Source organism: Mycolicibacterium sp. XJ870 (assembly GCF_053483975.1).
In genome coordinates, this window is the sequence record NZ_JBEFTI010000012.1 from 111,843 (window position 1) to 130,506 (window position 18,664).

Genomic DNA, 18,664 nt, shown 5'->3' on the forward strand with positions numbered 1-18,664 from the left:
CCAAAGGCGGTGCGGCGGCCGGTGGCACTTGGATACGACACACGGTAGTAAGCCCGTAGTACGCTGGCCTTACTGCTCAGGAGAGTGAACGAAACATGGCCAAACAAACGCGTCTTGGGGAGCTTGAGCGCGAGGTGATGGACCACCTGTGGTCGGCACCCGAACCCCAAACAGTGCGCCAAGTCCATGAGGCGCTCGCCGCCCGCCGCGACCTGGCTTACACCACGATCATGACCGTGCTACAGCGGCTGGCGAAGAAGAATCTCGTCGTCCAGCATCGCGACGACCGCGCACATCGCTACGCTCCGACCCATGGCCGCGACGAGCTGGTCGCCGGCCTCATGGTCGACGCACTCGACCAGGCCGCGGACACCGGAAGCCGCCAGGCCGCGCTGGTCCACTTCGTAGAACGGGTCGGTGCCGACGAGGCCGAGGCGCTTCGCCGAGCACTCGACGAGCTCGAGAGCAAGCATCGGATCCCACCACCGGCTGGCAATTCCAGCACCGACTGAGAGACACTTACGGCGTGTCCGCGCTGGCCTTCACTCTCGTCGCGCTGGCCCTCGTCGGGCCGGTGCCGGCGATGCTGGCCCGAGCATCCTGGCCGCTGCGCGCCCCCCGCGCCGCAATCGTGCTGTGGCAGTCGATCGCGTTGGCCGCAGTCCTCTCGGCGTTCTCCGCCGGAATCGCCATCGCCAGCCGCCTTTTCGTGCCGGGCCCGGACGGCAGGCCGACCGCGACCATCACCAGCGAGATCGCGGTTCTGGGCTGGCCGCTGTGGCTGCTCTACGTCGTAGTGTTCACCCTCACCCTGTTCATCGGCGCCCGCTTGTGCGTCGCGGTGATCCAGGTGGCCGTCGCCACCCGGCGCCGCCGGGCGCACCATCGCACGATGGTCGACCTGCTGAGCAAGTCGCGCGAAGCGGTGCCAACGCATCTCTGTACCGCAACTCGGGGACATCTCCCGCTCGCGCGGGGTGGTCTGCGAATCCTCGACGTAGCCCAGCCACTGGCCTACTGCCTGCCGGGCGTCCGCAGCCGGGTTGTCGTCAGCGAGGGCACTCTGACGACGCTCTCTGATTCCGAGATTGCCGCGATCCTCACCCACGAGCGGGCACATCTGCGGGCTCGCCACGACCTTGTCCTGGAGATGTTCACCGCGGTTCATGCCGCATTCCCCCGATTCGTCCGCAGCGCCAGCGCGCTGGACGCGGTCCGGCTGTTGATCGAACTGCTCGCCGACGACGCCGCGGTCCGCACCACCGGACCCACGCCCCTGGCCCGCGCGCTGGTCGCCTGCGCGGCCGGGCGTACCCCATCGGGGGCACTGGCTGCAGGCGGGCCGACCACAGTGGTCCGGGTGCGCCGCCTGGGCGGCAAGCCGAACAGTCTCATCCTGGCCGTCGTCGCCTATCTCGCCGCGGTGGCCGTACTCGTCTTCCCCACCGTCGCGGTAGCGGTCCCCTGGCTTACCGAGCTGCACCGCTTGTTCTCCGGCTTGGGATAGAGCCCTACGTTCATCTACAACAAAACAACGAAAGGCTCCTGCATGACTTCGTCGAGCACACCGTCGAGCTCCACAGCTACGGCGCAGATCGGGGTTACCGGCCTCGCGGTGATGGGTTCGAACATCGCCCGCAACTTCGCCCGGCACGGCTACACCGTCGCGTTGCACAACCGGTCCATCGCCAAAACCGATGCCCTGCTCGCCGAACACGGTTCGGAAGGAAAGTTCGTCCGCAGCGAGACCATCGCCGAATTCCTTGACGCACTGGAGAAACCGCGTCGGGTCCTGATCATGGTCAAGGCCGGCGAGGCCACCGATGCCGTCATCAACGAGCTCGCCGACGCCATGGATGACGGCGACATCATCATCGACGGCGGGAATGCGCTCTACACCGACACCATCCGCCGCGAAGCCGCGATGCGTGAGCGTGGCCTGCACTTCGTCGGCGCCGGCATCTCCGGCGGCGAGGAGGGCGCACTCAACGGCCCGTCGATCATGCCGGGTGGGCCGGCGGAGTCCTACAAGAGCCTCGGGCCGCTACTCGAGGAGATCTCGGCACACGTCGACGGCGTCCCGTGCTGCACGCACATCGGCCCGGACGGCGCCGGTCACTTCGTCAAGATGGTGCACAACGGCATCGAGTACTCCGACATGCAGCTGATCGGCGAGGCCTACCAGCTGCTGCGCGACGGGCTCGGTAGGTCCGCATCCGAGATCGCCGACGTCTTCGACGAGTGGAACAAAGGTGACCTGGACAGCTTCCTGGTGGAGATCACCGCCAAGGTGCTGCGTCAGGTCGACGCCAAGACCGGCCGGCCGCTGGTCGACGTGATCGTCGATGAGGCCGAGCAGAAGGGCACCGGTCGGTGGACCGTGAAATCGGCACTGGACCTGGGGGTGCCGGTCACCGGAATCGCCGAGGCGGTTTTCGCCAGGGCACTGTCGGGTTCGGTGCCCCAGCGCAAGGCCACCGTGGGTCTGGCGTCGGGCGGCCTCGGTTCGGCGCCTGCCGATGCGGCGCAGTTCACCGAGGACGTGCGGCAAGCGCTGTACGCATCCAAGATCGTCGCCTATGCCCAGGGCTTCAACCAGATCCAGGCCGGCAGCGCAGAGTACGACTGGAACCTCACGCCCGGCGATCTGGCGACGATCTGGCGCGGCGGTTGCATCATTCGGGCGAAGTTCCTCAACCGGATCAAGGAGGCCTACGATGTCGAGCCGGACCTGGCAACCCTGCTGGCAGCGCCGTATTTCCGCAGCGCGGTCGAATCTGCGATCGACAGCTGGCGCCGCGTCGTGGTGACCGCTACGCAGCTTGGCATTCCGATCCCGGGCTTCTCCTCGGCACTTTCCTACTACGACGCGCTGCGCACCGAGCGGCTGCCCGCGGCGCTGACGCAGGGGCTGCGCGACTTCTTCGGTGCACACACCTACGGCCGCACCGACGCCGAGCCGGACCAGAAGTTCCACACCCTGTGGAGCGGTGACCGCAGCGAGGTTCCTGCCTAGTTCCCCGGCCCAGCAGACGCGGACTCGCATCGCCGAAGCGGCAAACTGTGCGATTCTGCGTCTGCTCGGCGGGAAACTAGAATCGAGGGCGATGAGATTCCTTGATGGGCATGCCCCGCCCTACGACCTGACCTACAACGACGTGTTCGTCGTCCCCGGCAGGTCGGATGTGGCATCGCGCTTTGACGTCGACCTCTCGACGATCGACGGGTCGGGCACCACGATCCCCGTGGTCGTGGCGAATATGACGGCGGTGGCGGGCAGGCGGATGGCCGAGACCGTGGCGCGCCGGGGTGGCATCGTCGTCCTGCCGCAGGATCTGCCGGTCACAGTGGTCAAGGACACCGTCGACTTCGTCAAGAGCCGCGATCTGGTGGTCGACACTCCGGTGACGTTGAGTCCGGACGACTCGGTGTCGGATGCCACCGCGCTGCTGCACAAGCGTGCGCATGGTGCCGCCGTGGTCGTGTTCGAGGGCAGGCCGATCGGCCTGGTGACCGAGGCCGGCTGCGCCGGAGTGGACCGGTTCGCCCGGGTCCGCGACGTCGCGTCGTCCGATTTCGTGACGGCGCCGGTGGGCACCGACCCGCGGGAGGTTTTCGACCTCCTCGAGCACGCCCCCATCGACGTCGCGGTGATGACCAGACCCGACGGCGCCCTGGCCGGGGTGCTCACCCGCACCGCCACGATCCGGACCGGCATCTACACGCCGGCAGTCGATGACGGCGGACGGCTTCGCATCGCCGCGGCCGTCGGCATCAACGGCGACGTTGCAGCCAAGGCCCGGGCACTGGCCGAGGCCGGTGTCGACCTGCTGGTGATCGACACCGCCCACGGCCACCAACTGAAGATGCTCGACGCGATCAAGGCCGTTGCATCGCTCGATCTCGGTCTGCCGCTGGCAGCGGGCAACGTGGTGTCGGCAGCGGGCACCAGGGATCTGATCAGCGCGGGCGCCTCGATCGTGAAGGTCGGGGTCGGGCCCGGTGCGATGTGCACCACAAGGATGATGACCGGGGTCGGCCGCCCGCAGTTCTCGGCGGTCGTCGAATGTGCCGCTGCGGCAAAAGAACTCGGAGCGCACGTATGGGCCGATGGCGGGGTTCGGCACCCGCGTGACGTGGCGCTGGCGCTGGCCGCGGGAGCAGCCAACGTGATGATCGGCTCGTGGTTCGCCGGTACCTACGAGTCGCCGGGTGATCTGCTGCGTGACCGTGAGGACCGGCCGTTCAAGGAGAGCTACGGCATGGCCTCCAAGCGTGCGGTGGCCGCCCGCACCGCCGGTGACAGCATGTTCGACCGTGCTCGCAAAGCTCTTTTCGAGGAAGGCATTTCAACCTCTCGCATGGGCATTGACCCGTCGCGGGGCGGCGTCGAGGATCTGCTCGACCACATCACCTCGGGCGTGCGCAGTACGTGCACCTATGTTGGCGCGACCAACCTGACCGAACTGCACGAGAAGGTGGTGCTCGGCGTGCAGTCCGCGGCCGGTTTCGCCGAAGGCCACCCCCTACCCACCGGGTGGTGACGGGTAAGCCAACACGTCGCCGACCGCCTCGACGTTGACCGTGCTGCCTGCTGCGACTCGCGCGTCGCCGGGCGTCCGCATGCGCAACGCAGTTCCGTCGCGCAGCGCGACGTGCACCACCGTGTCGGCTCCGTAGAACCGGCAAGAGCGCACACGCGCAGTGTTCTCGCTCCGGTCGACATCGTCTGGCCCACCCATCCGCAACTGCTCGGGCCGCAACACCACGACTGCCGGCCCATCGGTCACCGCGATGCGCACAGGATGGGCGCCCAGCGCCGTGTGCGCCACACCGGCGCGACATGTTCCGGCCAATTCGACTGTTGCGCCGACGAATCGGGCGGCCTGCAAGTTGGCGGGCCGTCCGTACAGATCGACGGGAGCGGCGTGTTGGGCGACCGATCCGTCGATCAGCAACGCCACCGAGTCCGCCAGCGACAACGCCTCGGTTTGATCGTGGGTCACCAGCACCGCGGTGGTGCCTGCCGCGCGCAGGATCTCGGCGATGTCCTCCCGCACCCGCACCCGCAGTCCAGCGTCCAGCGCCGCGAACGGCTCATCGAGCAGCAGCACGCGGGGCCGCGCGGCAAGTGCACGGGCCAGTGCGACCCGCTGCTGTTGACCGCCCGACAATTCGTGCGGGCGGGCGCCCTCCAGGCCGGGCAGGCCGACCACCTCGAGCCAGCGCGCGACCTCGGACGCCGCCCCGTTTCGGGACACGAGTCCGAACGCCACGTTTCCGCCGACGCTCAGATGCGGGAACAGGGCGCCTTCCTGCGGCATCAGGCCCACTCGCCGGCGGTGCGCCGGCACCACCACACCACCGCCCACCATCGGCTCGCCGGCGATGCGCACAGTCCCGGCGTCCGGGTCGTCGAAGCCGGCCAGGATGCGAAGCAGCGTGGTCTTTCCACATCCGGACGGCCCGAGAACGGCGGTGATCGTTCCCGCCGGCACTTCGAGGTCGGCACCGGCAAGCACCCGCAACTGACCATAGGACTTGTGGATCCCTTGTGCGGCAACACCTCCCGCCGGCTCAGTCACTACGAACTCCGGTGCGACCGGCACCGAACAACCCGAGTGCGGCGGTCGGGACGGCGGCGAACACCAGAAGCGCCGCCGCGTACGGTGCTGCCGCGGCGTAGTCGCTGACCGAGCTGTAACCCCACAACCGGGTCGCCAAGGTGTCGGTACCGGTCGGATGCAGCAGCAAGGTCACCGGCAGTTCCTTCATACAGGTCAACAGGATCAGCGCTGCCCCCGCGCCGATACCCGGCACCGACATTCGCGCGGTCACCGCGCCGAACGCCCGCAACGGACTGCGTCCGAGCGATCGCGCGACCTCCTCGAGCCGCACCGGCGTCGTCTCGACGGCCGCCCGGACCGAGCCCACCGCCAGCGGCACCAGCAGCACCGCGTAGGCCAGAATCAACAGTGGCGCACGCTGATAGATCGGACGCAGCAACAGCACCCCCAACGACACCATCGAGATGCCGATGACGATCGCAGGCAGTCCATGGGCCACATAACTGGCGCCTTCCAGTGCGCGAGTGGCGCGGTCGCGGTAGCGGGCCGCGAGCACGCCGAGTGGCAGCGCGGCGACGGTGCACACCAGTGCGGCGATGATCGACAGCCACACAGTGGCGCCCAATGCGGCCAGCCATTCCCCGCTGTCCCATCGGGTCCCCGCGGTCAGCAGCCAGCGCATCAACGCAACCGTTGGCACCCCGATCGCGGCGATCACGACAACGGCCGGGACGATCAGCGCCGCGGGCCACCACAGCCCTAACCGGTTGACCGGCGCGGGCCGTGGTGTGCCGCCGCCGATCCGAGCGGCGGCGATCCCACGGGCGCGCGCCTCGGCTAGGACCAACAGCAGGGCCAACACCAACAGCACCAGTGACAGCACCGCCGCACGGGACGGGTTGAAACCCGAGCGGTAGGCGCCGTAGATCACCCAGGTGAACGCCTCGTAGCGCATTGCGGCAACGGCACCGAAATCACTGAGCACGTACAGCGCCACCAGCAGCGCACCGGCAGTGATCGCTCCCCTGGCCTGCCGCAGGGTCACTCGGAAAAGCACCGAGAAGCCGCCGTGCCCCAGCGAGCGGGCCACCTCTTCCAGCGCCGGGTCGACGCGCGAGAGCGCCGCCATGGTGGTGAGGAACACCAGCGGGTAGCTCACCAGCACGAGGGCCAGGCACGCGCCCCAGAATCCGGCCACCGCCGGAAAGGCCGAAACCCACAGGTAGGCAAGGAGATAACTGGGCATCGCGAGCGGCAGGGTCAGCACCACGGCAAGGCCGCGCCTGCCGCGCAGGTTCGTTCGGCACACCAGGACCGCAAGCCCCACCCCGAGCACCACACAGATCGCGGTGACCACGACGACCAGCGTCAGCGACCGCCCGACCAGTGCAGCCGTACGTGCCTGCCAGAGTTCGTCGACCACGAAAGCCCAACCGCGCTCGACGGCACGCTCGCCCAGATACACCAACGGCACCAGGGTGGCGAGTACGACCAGTGCCGCCGCGCCCACCAGCGGCGCCGGGGCACGTCGGCCACTTTCGCTCATCGAGTCAGTTGGTCAGCAGGCCGGTTTCCACAAGCAGTTCCTGCGTCGCCTCCAGATCCGACAGCGCCGACAGGTCCACCGCCGGCGGCTGCAACTCACTGAGCGGCGGCATCTGTCCCGAGGGCGCCACGCCGGCGATCAACGGGTATTCCATCGTCTCGCCCGCGAAGTACTCCTGTGCCGACTTGCCAAGCAGATACGACGCGAACTCTTGGGCCCCTTGCGGATTCGGCGCGGACTTCAGCACCCCGACACCTGCGACGTTGATCAGCCCGCCCGGATCACCGGCGGCCATGTACTTGTTCCGCGCGGTAACCGCCTGTTCGCCCTTGGCGTGCATCAACTCGTACAGGTAGTAGTGATTGACCACGCCCAACGGAAGCTGGCCCGAATCCACCGCATCGCGCACCGCGACATTGTTCTCGAAGGATTTGGGCTCCTGGGCTTTGAACGCCTGCAGCCATTGCCGGGCGCCGTCTTCGCCACGGATCACCCGCAGTCCGGTGACGAACGACTGCCACGACGCATTGCTGGGGGCGAATCCGATCTTGCCCTTCCACTCCGGGGCGAGCAGACCGTCGATGGTGTCGGGCGGGTTCGGCGCCAGGCTCGGGTTGTACACCACCACCCGGGCTCGGCCCGAAACCCCGACCCAGGTGCCGTCGGCTGCCGAGAACTTCGAGGGCACCGCCTCGAGTGTCTCGGCGTCGATCGGCGCGAAGAGACCGGCCTGGCTCACCGCGCCCAACGCTCCCGCGTCCTGGGACAGGAACACATCAGCCGGTGACTTGTCGCCCTCGGTGATCAGTTGGGCGGCCAGTTCCCCCGATCCGGCGTATCGGGTTTCGACCTCGATCCCGGTATCGGTGGTGAACTGTTCGATCAACGGCGCGACCAGTTCCTCACTGCGGCCCGAATACACCGTGATCTTGTCGGACGGCTCGTCCGACTCCGATGACTGCGATCCGCAGGCGCTCGTCATGAGCAGCGCCGCGACGGCGCCGAGCACAGCGGCGAGGCGGGAAAACGGGTGCGACTGAGTCATGCGAGGCGTCATGGAGGACCTGTCTTCGGCTGCCCGACGGGATGGGATGAACCTACACCGCGCAACTATGGTTAGGCTGCGTAAACCTCAGGACGAAGCTCTGTTTGGCGGGCGCGACGCGGTGGTTGGGCCCGGTGGCCGCCTGCGTTGGCGATAGTATTGAGCTTCACTGCATCCATCGTCGGCCAGATCCACTATGCCGGCGCGAACGAAAGGGTTCACGTGCCGCAGGCACCGACTGACGCCTCCGGTTCTGAACCGGCCTTCCGGGCGGAGCAGCAGTCACTCCTGAACGCCGACGCTGACGACCCCTCTTCTAGGTGGCCGGGCCCCGTGCCCGGCGCCCCCCTGCCGAGGTCCCGATGACCGTCTGGTTTTCACTGCTGTCGATCTTGGCGGTCATTCTCCTGACTGTCGGCACCGCGGTATTCGTCGCTGCCGAGTTCTCGCTGACCGCACTGGAGCGCAGCACGGTCGAGGCCAACGCGCGCGACGGTGATCGCCGCGATCAATTGGTCCGCCGTGCCCACCGCACACTGTCTTTCCAGCTGTCGGGCGCGCAGGTGGGTATCTCGATCACTACCCTGGCCACCGGCTACCTCGCCGAGCCGGTGCTCGGCCGGCTGATGAAACCTGGCCTGGACGCGCTCGGCCTGCCCGCCAACATCGCCGGCGGCATTTCCCTGTTTCTGGCCGTGCTGATCGCGACCTCGCTGTCGATGGTGTTCGGCGAGCTGGTGCCGAAGAACCTGGCGGTGGCGCTTCCGGTGCCGACGGCGCGCGCTGCGGCGCCGCTCCAGTTGCTGTTCTCGCTGCTGTTCACGCCGGTCATCCGGCTGACCAACGGAACCGCCAACTGGATCCTGCGGCGACTCGGCATCGAGCCGGCCGAGGAACTGCGGTCCGCACGCTCCGCGCAGGAACTGGCCTCTCTGGTGCGAAACTCGGCACGCAGCGGGTCACTGGATCCGACCACGGCCTTGCTGGTGGACCGTTCGTTGCAATTCGGTGAGCGCACCGCCGAGGAGCTGATGACACCGCGATCGAAGATCGAAGCGCTCGAGGCCGACGACACGGTCACCGACCTCCTGGCCGTCGCGATCAAGACCGGCTATTCGCGATTCCCGATCATCGAGGGCGACCTCGACCAGACGATCGGCGTGGTGCACGTCAAGCAGGTGTTCGCGGTGCCGCTTGACGACCGCGGCCGCACCCGGCTGGCAAGCCTGGCGTTGCCCGTCGCGACGGTGCCGTCCACGTTGGACGGTGACGCGGTGATGACGCAGATTCGAGCCAACGGCTTGCAGACCGCACTCGTCGTCGACGAGTACGGCGGCACCGCGGGCATGGTCACCGTCGAAGACCTGATCGAAGAGATCGTCGGCGATGTCCGCGACGAACATGACGACGCCACCCCCGACGTGGTGCCCGCAGGCAAAGGCTGGCAGGTATCGGGACTCCTGCGCATCGACGAGGTCGCGGCCCAGACCGGATTCCGCGCACCTGAAGGGGAGTACGAGACCATCGGCGGTCTGGTGCTGCAAGAGCTGGGCCACATCCCGGAGACCGGCGAGACAGTCGAACTCACCGCGTTCGATCCGGACAGCGCCGACGAGCCGGCGCAATGGCTGGCCACCGTGGTCCGAATGGACGGTCGCCGCATCGACCTGCTCGAGTTGACCAGGGTGGACAACGACACGGACCACGGAGGTGGCGGCAATGGGTGATGTGCTCGGGGTGCTCTTGACCGTGCTGCTCCTCGGGGCCAACGCGTTCTTCGTGGCAGCGGAGTTCGCCCTCATCTCGGCTCGCCGCGACCGACTCCAGGCGCTTGCCGAACAGGGCAAGAAGAGCGCGGTGACCGTCATCCGGGCCGGCGAGAACCTGTCGCTGATGCTGGCCGGTGCTCAGCTGGGCATCACCATCTGCTCGATCCTGCTGGGCCGCGTCGGCGAACCCGCTGTCGCGCATCTGCTGGAAAAGCCGTTCGCATTGTTCGGCGTGTCCGAGGCCGTTCTGCACACGGTGTCGTTCTTTGTGGCCCTTGCGATCGTGGTGATCCTGCATGTGTTGCTCGGCGAAATGGTGCCGAAGAACATCGCGATCGCAGGCCCGGAGTCCGCGGCGATGTTGCTCATCCCGCCGTATCTGGTCTACATCCGCGCCGCGCGGCCGTTCATCGCGTTTTACAACTGGTGCGCCAACACGACTTTGCGGGCGTTCCGGGTGGAGCCGCGGGACGAACTCGCATCGGCGGTGTCGAGCGTCGAGTTGTCCGAGATGATCGCCGAGTCGGTGTCCGTCGGCCTGTTGGACACCGAGGAGCATGGAAGGCTGACCCGCGCCCTGCAAACGCGGTCCCGCACCGTCGCCGACGTCGCGATACCGCTTAACGAGATCCACGCGATTCCGGTCGCCACCGCGGGCACCGGGCCGACCGTCGGCGCTGTCGAGCAGGCCCTCACCGAGACCGGCTACTCCCGGTTCCCGGTGGCGGACACGTCGGGAAACTTCATCGGGTACTTGCACATCAAAGATGTGTTGCCACAGGTGAATGACCCCGGCGCGGTGCTGGACCGGGCGATGGTGCGGCCGCTTCCGCAGCTGGCCGCCTCCCTCCCGCTGCCCGATGCACTGTCGCGGCTGCGGCGCAGCAACAGTCATCTGGCGCTCGTCACCTCGCCAGACGGCGCGGTGACCGCGATGGTCGCGCTGGAAGATCTGGTCGAGGACCTCGTCGGCACTGTGCGCGACGGGACGCACCGTGTCTGAGCTGGCGTATGCCAGGCAGGCGGCTGACCAGTTCCTCGCCGAGTCGGACTGGACCGCCGCCGAGCGACACCACCGTGCCCGCGTCGAGAGCTTCCTGGCCCCGCATCTGCGCCGCCAGGAACGCGGTGAGCCACATCCGGTGTGGGATTTCCTGTTCACCTACTACAGCCTCCGGCCACGGCAGTTGCGCCGCTGGCATCCCGGTTTCGGCGTCGTGCTCGGCGGCGAGTCCGCCCGTCGCTACCTGAACGCGAGCGGATACGGCCCGTGCCGCGACGGCGTCACGGTCACCCATGACCATCTCGTCTCACGGGTCGACACGGTGAGGTTCGTCGCCGCGCTGTTGCGCGCAACCGAAAACCGTCCGCCGCGGCTGAACTGCTTCGGACTGCACGAGTGGGCGATGGTGTACCAGTCCGACGTGGTGCGCCACGCCCAGGTGCCGCTGCGCCTCGGCGCGTCCGGCACCGACGCCGTAGTCGAATCGATGCCGTTGCGGTGCAGCCACTTCGACGCGTTCCGCTTCTTCACCGAACCGGCCGTCACCCGCAACGACCGCCAGCTCAGTCGCCGAGAGCAGATCGGCACCGAGCAGCCGGGCTGCATCCACGCCGCGATGGACCTCTACATTCACCTAACATGCAGGTATGAAAGCCGCCGTTTACCTCCGTCAATCACTCGACCGCACCGGCGAAGGGCTGGCCGTCGCCCGCCAGCGCGAGGACTGCCTAAAGCTGTGTGACCAGCGCGGATGGACGCCGGTCGAATACTGCGACAACGACACTAGCGCCAGCGTTGGCAGGCGTCCGCAGTACGAACGGATGCTTGCCGACATTCGCAACGGATCAATCGGTGCCGTCGTGGTTTGGGACTTGGACCGGCTGCACCGTCGCCCCGTCGAGCTTGAGCACTTCATCACCCTTGCCGACGAGAAGCGTCTAGCTCTTGCCACGGTTGGCGGTGACGCGGACCTGAGCACCGACAACGGACGGCTGTTCGCACGGATCAAAGGTGCCGTTGCCCGCGCGGAAGTCGAACGCAAGTCGGCCCGCCAAAAGGCCGCTGCCGCCCAACGCGCTAAGACTGGCGCGGCCTGGTGGTCATCGCGCCCGTTCGGGTACACGGACACCAAAGGCACGGCGCTTCACCCGGAAGAATCTGAGCTAGTGCGCAACGCCTACAGGTTTATGCAGCTCGGCGGCTCCCTGAACGCGATTGCGAAGGAATGGAACAGCAACGGAATCACTACGCCTAAGGGCAACCAGTGGCGCGGCGCTCAGGTGCGGCAATTGCTGATCAATCCGCGTAACTGTGCGCGTCGGTTCTATGACGGCGTGGACGTTGGCGAAGGAAGTTGGCCCGCCATCGTGGACGTTGACACTTGGCGGTCCGTTGTGGCGATCCTCGAAAACCCGGAGCGGCGCTCCGGCCCGACGCGGGGGCGAAAGTTCGTGCTGTCCGGTATCGCTATCTGCGGTGTGTGTGAGCAGCCTTTGAAGTCCGGTTTTGCGTCGAGCACGAAATATCCGGTCTATCTGTGCAAGGAGTCGTTTCACGTCAGCCGCCGCATGGATGAAGTGGACGAATGGGTCACTGAGCACGCCGTAGCGCGACTGTCGCAACCCGACGCGCTGAATGTTCTGGTGAATAAGGATCGGCCCGACGTGGACGCCCTACGGGGCGAAGCTGCCACGCTGCGCTCCCGGCTTGACGACCTGGCCGCGGAGTTCGCAGACGGTGTTTTGACGCCCTCACAGGTCCGTATAGCGACGGAACGGGTTAAGGCGAAGCTGGCAGACGTGGAACGGCAGATGTTCGACGCTGACGCCTACCACGTTTTCGACGGTTTGATCGGTGCGGATAAGCCGCGCGAACTGTTCGACGCGTTGCCGCTCCCCCGTAAGCGCGCGGTGATTGACCGGCTTATGACTGTGACTGTTTTTCCTGCTGGTAAGGGCAAGGTGTTCGACCCTAAGAAGGTCGTTATCAAGTTCAAAGGTGCCCCGTAACGTACACCAGGTGTACTTTAAAATCGTTGTGGCGCAACAGATCTAGCTGTTGACGTATGCGTCACAGTGGCGGTATCTTCTGCCGCTGTGACCCTTGCCCTGGTGCCCGCTCCTGCCGATGCCATCCACGTAGACGGTTGGGTGCGATACGACGACAACGATTGGCGGCGACAGTTCATGTCTACCGACAAACACACCGTTTCCGGCATGGACGACGGCGACCACATCGACGTATCCGTGCGCGGCGAACAGGTCCAGACCGGCGACGTGTTGCGCCGGTACGCGTACGTGGCCGGTACGGGCGCGTTCTCGGCTGCTCAGCTTCGCCAGTTGGCCGCTGAGTGCCTGAACGCTGCTGACACTCTTGACGAGTTAGACGGCTAAAGGTGGCGCGGTCGGCCCGGTGAGCTTTCCTAAGGTCTCACCGGGCCGAACCTTAAGCCGCGTAAGAAGACGCCGGGGTAAAAGAAGTAAAAACCCGACACGCGGCCAACATTTTCGTTAAGCCAGTTTCGTTCCGTCCGTTCAACGTCCAATAACCCCTTGATCCTCAAGTCGCCTTGTGTCACATCGTTATTGGACCTGCCGAGACAAAACCTGTCCCGGCAAGTTGTGGCAGGTACAACCCCAAGCGCAGCACACAAGGTTGCCCTTTGCCACTGCCGCGCAGTTCCTAAGCTGCGCGACCGCACCCGTAGCAAGCCGGGTGCAAATCTGTTTACCGGGCGCGTTCCCGGTACCTGTTTAGGACGTAAAGCTCCATTGTCGACCAGCTGTCGTTAGGCCGGTAGGACACGCTGAACGGTCCCATTTGTCTATCTGACGTGATCTGCGTCGTGTTCGTAAGCAGCCGCGCGGACGCGGTAAGGATCACGGCCCGAACGTCGTCGTACGGGTTCCCCTCCGTGTCCCAACCGCGACCACGGGTGTAGCCCTTAGCGTGCGCCGAGACAATCGAAATGACTGCCTCGGCGTGCGCCGCGAATGCTTCGGCCTCATCCTCTGGGACCGCTTTGCCGACGAACGTCGTCAGATCACTTGCTGTCGGCGCTGCCACGATTAGGCCGCGTCGAACAGCCGCACGTTGGCCTCCGGGTGCCGGAACGCAAACCCGACGCGGGCGATACCACGCACGTCCTGCCCATCCTGGCGCGGCACGTCGAACCGCTTAACCTCGGTGCCCTTACGCAAAACCGTCGTGGTGCGCGTCGAGTCGATACCCCACGCGAACGTCGCCGCGTCCACATTCGGATCAGTCAGCACCGGAATACCCGCAACCTGCAAGCCGTCCGCGACAAGCTGTAGAAGCGTCTCGTTGCTGCCGGTCTGCTTCTTAATCTTGCTCAGCGTCTCGGCAACGGTCGGGTTCATAATCCAGTGATCAATGTTCGCGCCGACGCTCTTAGCCTTGAAAATAGCCGCGATGAACGGGTCAAGGTTCGTAATGCTCGCGCCGGTATCAACCGTCTGATAAGCCGTGCTTAGAAGGCCATCAGGCACCTTAGCGTTGCCTGAACCGTCGCCCAAGAATGCAACGTCAACACTCGTGGCAATCTGATTAGCAATGCCGCTGGCGATCTGATCAGCAATAGCCGGGTCGGTATCCTCGGCGGATTCATTCGAGATGGTAGTAATGCCGCCTACCTTGCTTGGCGTGCAAATCACTTCACCGGTAGAGCCATCCGTGGGGACGATTTCCTCAAGTTCAGCCAGCCAACTTACCGCCGGATCGCTAACCCATAGTGGGAACTGAACCTTTACCTTGTCGGTCGTATGCAACGTGGTCGCCAAGAACGCAGTGCTCTTAGCCTGAATCGCCTTGTTCAGCAGTTCACCGAATGCAGCCGGGGTAAAAGTGTCAGCAATATTTGAATGCTGCATAGCCATATTTAGTTTTCCTTATTCAATTTTGAAGTATTCAGTTATAGCCCGTCACCGGGACGGGTTAGGTTTCGCGCACCTGGCGCAAAAAGGTTTGTGGCGCGTCAAGCGCCGTTAAACAAATCAGCCCAGCTCGGAGCGGCTTGGTTGCCGCCACCGCGCGGACCCTGACCAGCGTCACCAGTCGCCTTACGTGCCTTAAGGTACGGCTTAGCATTGGTTAGCACTTCGATTGCCGCGCTTAGCTTTTCGTCGTCGTCGAGGTGGTCGGCGTTGAACGGCAGCGCGTCCGGGTCGACCAGCTTGCCGGTAGCCCGGACAAGTGCCGCGTGTAACCGGTGAGCTAGCGCGTCGGCGCGTTCCTCTGCGGCTTTGGCCTTGGTTCGGTGGTCAGCATTCTCTTTACGCAAGCCTTCTACGTATTCGCGCGTAAAGGTGTCTGGTTGCGTTTCTGTGCCACCTGGGCCAGCTTCCGCATCCGTCGCGCTATCCGCGCTAGTTTCGTCCGTCTCCGTCGATTCTGTGGGCACCTGGCCCGTATCAACGTCACTCATGCTGCTTCCTCTGTAATTTCATTGACCGCTTTGCGGAACTGCGCAGTAGTTGAAAACTGCGAGTTGTATTCCATAAGGCCAGGATCAGCCTTGGCGTAAGCTTCTTTCTGCTGTTCGTCAAACAACTCTTTGACGTTCTCTGCGATCTCATCCTCGGACAGGCCCATACGGCGCAGAATTGCGGTTCGACTGAATAGCTGACCGCCACCGAACAACTTCTGAGCTGCGTCGGATTCCTGCGAGACAGACCGGGTTGCCGGGTCATTCCAGCGGGCACGCACATTCACGTCAGCCGGGTCGATACCGTCACGGATAGCCACGGCAAGCCGCATGACTTGCTCCCATGACTGCCCGAATGCTGATTGCTTAGCGGATGCCTTAGCCGTTAATCCAGCCTCCGACGCCCTAAGCGCGTCGGCGCTGGTCGGGTTTCCGTGATTGAATGCGCCCAGGTAGTGCGGCGGCAGACTCGATATCGCGGCAATCTCAGACAGGATCACGTCGACCGCGTTGCGGTACCCGTCCAACGACGCACCGGGAAGCTGGCCAAATTTCGCTTGGTCATTCTCACTGACCATCATTCGGTCGGTCTCCGGGAACGGATTCTCTGTGTCAATCACAGGTTCGCCGTCTACGTCGAGCACCGGAGTGCCGTCTTCGTTAAATCGAGGTACCTCGATCAGGTCAATGCCAGCGGCGTATCGCCTGGGCCTCGCGCCATACTCTGACGCCACCATGAGGTCAGCAGTCAACTTGCTCAGCATGTCGACCAAACCCGTCAGGTCGGCAACCTCCGACACTCCGTCATCTAGCGGCAGGTCCGCGTTGCGGAACGCCACGATGGGCACCTGACCCAACGGATTGTCCAGCGTCTCCACAAGTGCCAGCGCCGACGCTGCCGCGCCTGCCTGCTGTGCCCGATAACGCTCGATCCGGTCGGGCAGGTACAGAACCGCGTGAGTTTCTTTCCTAACGGTGTCGACCCAACGCTTAACCGCCGCAACGGTTTCCCGGCTACCGGGATCAATCTGCGTAGCGACCTCACGGCATGACTCGACGACGATACGCGGGCTGCCGTCCGGGTTCGACCACACTGACACATAGCCCGCACCTGTTAGCAGCGCTTCGCGGTGAACAAGCGCGCTGCGCTGGTCAAGGTCATTGGCTAGCCACAGCGGCCACACGTCAGCGCCGCTAAACCCGGTCAGCCTGAGCCGTTCGGCAATCGAGTTGATCGCCAGCCGGATGTAGTTCACGGCCACACGTGGGAAGCGCTCACCGAGCGCCGATTGAAGCTCCGGGGCCACAAAGGTCAGCTCACGATCACCCCGGTAGTAGTTGTTAAGCCGCAGGATCGCTCCCTGTGGCGCGTCGAGCGCCTTTAGCAGCTCTGTTAGCTGATTCTGTTCAGACATATTCAGTTGTGGGTTCTTTCTACGCCGCGAAGGACCGTGCCTTGCGTCGTGGTTTCTGTTGTGCTGCAAGGAATGTCGCTCTGCTGTGGCACATCATCAGTGCCACGCAAAGATCAATCTTCGGAGCGTGTCGCGACCGCGAAGTCTTATCGAGCTTGATACCCCGATCTGATTCTTTGACGGTGGACGCCAGGACGTGCCGCCTCAGGTCGTCGTCGCCGGAATGCGTGTAAAGCCTTTGGAGTGCGCCGGTCTGCAAGTCCTTAGTTGCCGGAGTCTGCCGCCTTGGCGTCTGGTCCCACACGACCATCGGCAAGCCCTCACCCGCGAGAACCGCAGCCGACCGCTCGAAGAACCTCGGGTCATACGCAATCTCACGAACCCGCCACCGCTTCGCCGCATCCCTGACGGCCTGTTCAACGTCGAGAATCGGCACCTGCCAGCTATTGACACCCTTCGGCTTCTCCCACAGCGCAACCGTGTCGAAGTGCGGGCGCGCGGCCACCGTGCCGACGACAATCGCCGTTGAGTCATTGTTACGGCTGGCGTCCACACCGAGCACCACCTCGGCACCGTCCGGGACACCGGCACCGGTCGCCAGCGCGTCCCACTGTTCAGCGCTCAGAAACGGTGACTCATTGGTCACCACGACCTGACAGAGCCGCTTACGGCGGTACTCGCCTTCACCCTCCTTGAGCATCGCCAACGCCACGCGCCTACTCAGCAAGTCATCGAGTTGCGGGTTGGCCAGCTCTAAGCAATGCGGGCATTCCAGCGGGTGATGCTCGAACCCCTCGGCGCTGTACTCGACAAACGCCAAAGTGTCGTCCGTGGGATCGGCACGGAAACGGTTCCGCAGCTCGATCAGCACCGAAGTTTCCTTATTCGGCGGTGTGCCAATTCCCAGCGCCATAGCGTTGGGGAGTTTCCCGGCACCTAAGAGCAGTGTTGACCATGTGTTCGGATCAATCTCTCCAAGCTCGTCAGCCAGCGCCAGCGTCCAGGTGCCCAAGCCCTCAATACGCTTAGCCTCAGCCGGTAATGCGGTCAATTTCGACCGCTTGCCTGGAAGCTCGATGTAATCGCGGTACACATTCGCACGGGATGCCAATTCCTCATTGAGCAGCACCATGTCTTTCGCGGGCTGTAGCAATCGGCCCGCCATGCTTTCGTCCACGCCGACAATCGGAATCTCATTACCATCCGGCCCACAGAACAACTCATAGAGGCCGAGCGCCGCGAATAGACCAGTCTTACCTAGACCGCGCGGCCCCATAATTGCCCCGATAACTGGGCGCGGATCAGGGTCTAGAAACGGGCGCATCATCTCCACCTGCCAGTTCCGCAACCGCATGGGCTTATTCACGCCGTTGCCCTTGGGAACGATCAGGTATTCGGACACGAATTTCGCGAAACGCTCAGCACCCGTCTTGCCGCGCGTGCGGAATGGCAATGGTGACTCGTCTACGTCGCCTTTACCCTTAGGTCCGCGCTGCATAGAGTCACCCCCCAATATTTAGTTGTTTTCAAATTCAGTTATCTACAACGGCAGGGAACGCCCTGTTTCCATATCGACAATTCGCGTCCAGTGTTCACGCGCAATAGCTCGCTCACTGACGTATTCACGCCAAACTGTTCCTGGCTGCCCCTGCTTGTACTTGATCCAATCGGGATCGCCGCCACGCGATAAAGCCCACGTAGCCCAATGCTGAACCGACCACTTCGGAACCCGAACCGTGAACCGAACCGGACGCGAACGCCCTGAGGTTTTAACCCGCCAATCCGCATATGGCGTCAGCCACAACACGCGCGGCACCCAACCATGCCCACTGCACAAATACCGTCGCCGGTTACCCTCCGCACAACAAATATGCA

At 64.6% G+C, this 18,664-nt stretch carries 16 protein-coding genes; 9 read left to right on the forward strand and 7 right to left on the reverse strand.

Translation table 11 applies throughout. From position 1 onward, the window contains the following. The first annotated feature begins 95 nt into the window (after positions 1–95). The 4 genes from ABQF30_RS28725 to ABQF30_RS28740 all read left to right on the forward strand — a co-directional run bounded on the left by ABQF30_RS28725 (position 96) and on the right by ABQF30_RS28740 (position 4,544). Positions 96–512, forward strand: coding sequence for a BlaI/MecI/CopY family transcriptional regulator (locus tag ABQF30_RS28725; protein ID WP_448470308.1), 417 nt, complete (start codon positions 96–98; stop codon positions 510–512). Positions 513–526: 14 nt separating this feature from the next. Beyond that, positions 527–1,507: a M56 family metallopeptidase gene (locus tag ABQF30_RS28730; RefSeq protein ID WP_448470310.1), complete on the forward strand. Its 981-nt coding sequence runs from the start codon at positions 527–529 to the stop codon at positions 1,505–1,507. A 42-nt stretch (positions 1,508–1,549) separates the two neighbouring features. Further along, the gene (gene gndA, locus ABQF30_RS28735; protein ID WP_448470312.1) at positions 1,550–3,016 is read left to right on the forward strand and encodes an NADP-dependent phosphogluconate dehydrogenase; all 1,467 of its coding nucleotides are present in this window, start codon (positions 1,550–1,552) and stop codon (positions 3,014–3,016) included. A 91-nt stretch (positions 3,017–3,107) separates the two neighbouring features. Next, positions 3,108–4,544 (forward strand): GuaB1 family IMP dehydrogenase-related protein, encoded by a 1,437-nt coding sequence (locus ABQF30_RS28740; RefSeq protein ID WP_448470314.1) that lies wholly within the window; start codon positions 3,108–3,110, stop codon positions 4,542–4,544. On the opposite strand, the gene ABQF30_RS28745 is transcribed toward ABQF30_RS28740, so the two are convergent. The 3 genes from ABQF30_RS28745 to ABQF30_RS28755 are packed head-to-tail and all read right to left on the reverse strand — an operon-like array spanning position 4,527 to position 8,158. Next, positions 4,527–5,585 carry an ABC transporter ATP-binding protein gene (locus tag ABQF30_RS28745; RefSeq protein ID WP_448470316.1) on the reverse strand — a complete coding sequence of 353 codons (1,059 nt, stop codon included), beginning with the start codon at positions 5,583–5,585 and terminating at the stop codon, positions 4,527–4,529. The two genes, ABQF30_RS28740 and ABQF30_RS28745, sit on opposite strands and share 18 nt — an antisense overlap. Then, entirely contained in the window at positions 5,578–7,113 is a 1,536-nt protein-coding gene (locus ABQF30_RS28750; protein WP_448470318.1) for an ABC transporter permease, read from the reverse strand. Before ABQF30_RS28750 ends, ABQF30_RS28745 begins: the two co-directional genes overlap by 8 nt. Positions 7,114–7,117: 4 nt before the next feature. Beyond that, positions 7,118–8,158 carry an iron ABC transporter substrate-binding protein gene (locus ABQF30_RS28755; RefSeq protein WP_448470320.1) on the reverse strand — a complete coding sequence of 347 codons (1,041 nt, stop codon included), beginning with the start codon at positions 8,156–8,158 and terminating at the stop codon, positions 7,118–7,120. A gap of 362 nt (positions 8,159–8,520) precedes the next feature. Between ABQF30_RS28755 and ABQF30_RS28760 the strand changes: the two genes are divergently transcribed. The 5 genes from ABQF30_RS28760 (at position 8,521) to ABQF30_RS28780 (ending at position 13,323) form a co-directional block, all read left to right on the forward strand. Further along, on the forward strand, positions 8,521–9,885 hold the full coding sequence (locus tag ABQF30_RS28760) for a hemolysin family protein (RefSeq protein WP_448470322.1): 1,365 nt from the start codon (positions 8,521–8,523) through the stop codon (positions 9,883–9,885). Next, positions 9,878–10,930, forward strand: a complete 1,053-nt coding sequence (locus tag ABQF30_RS28765) for a hemolysin family protein (protein WP_448470324.1) — start codon at positions 9,878–9,880, stop codon at positions 10,928–10,930. Before ABQF30_RS28760 ends, ABQF30_RS28765 begins: the two co-directional genes overlap by 8 nt. Then, entirely contained in the window at positions 10,923–11,672 is a 750-nt protein-coding gene (locus ABQF30_RS28770) for a hypothetical protein (protein ID WP_448470326.1), read from the forward strand. Before ABQF30_RS28765 ends, ABQF30_RS28770 begins: the two co-directional genes overlap by 8 nt. Then, a complete protein-coding gene (locus ABQF30_RS28775; protein WP_448470328.1) occupies positions 11,578–12,939 on the forward strand; it encodes a recombinase family protein in 1,362 nt (453 codons plus the stop codon). Before ABQF30_RS28770 ends, ABQF30_RS28775 begins: the two co-directional genes overlap by 95 nt. A gap of 87 nt (positions 12,940–13,026) precedes the next feature. Beyond that, positions 13,027–13,323, forward strand: a complete 297-nt coding sequence (locus tag ABQF30_RS28780; RefSeq protein WP_448470330.1) for a hypothetical protein — start codon at positions 13,027–13,029, stop codon at positions 13,321–13,323. A 675-nt stretch (positions 13,324–13,998) separates the two neighbouring features. On the opposite strand, the gene ABQF30_RS28785 is transcribed toward ABQF30_RS28780, so the two are convergent. The 4 genes from ABQF30_RS28785 to ABQF30_RS28800 all read right to left on the reverse strand — a co-directional run bounded on the left by ABQF30_RS28785 (position 13,999) and on the right by ABQF30_RS28800 (position 18,287). Beyond that, a complete protein-coding gene (locus ABQF30_RS28785) occupies positions 13,999–14,826 on the reverse strand; it encodes a phage major capsid protein (protein WP_448470332.1) in 828 nt (275 codons plus the stop codon). A gap of 98 nt (positions 14,827–14,924) precedes the next feature. Further along, positions 14,925–15,374 (reverse strand): hypothetical protein, encoded by a 450-nt coding sequence (locus ABQF30_RS28790; RefSeq protein WP_448470334.1) that lies wholly within the window; start codon positions 15,372–15,374, stop codon positions 14,925–14,927. After that, positions 15,371–16,789, reverse strand: coding sequence for a phage portal protein (locus tag ABQF30_RS28795; protein WP_448470336.1), 1,419 nt, complete (start codon positions 16,787–16,789; stop codon positions 15,371–15,373). Before ABQF30_RS28795 ends, ABQF30_RS28790 begins: the two co-directional genes overlap by 4 nt. 19 nt (positions 16,790–16,808) lie before the next feature. Further along, the gene (locus ABQF30_RS28800) at positions 16,809–18,287 is read right to left on the reverse strand and encodes a terminase large subunit domain-containing protein (RefSeq protein ID WP_448470338.1); all 1,479 of its coding nucleotides are present in this window, start codon (positions 18,285–18,287) and stop codon (positions 16,809–16,811) included. Positions 18,288–18,664 lie beyond the last annotated feature (377 nt).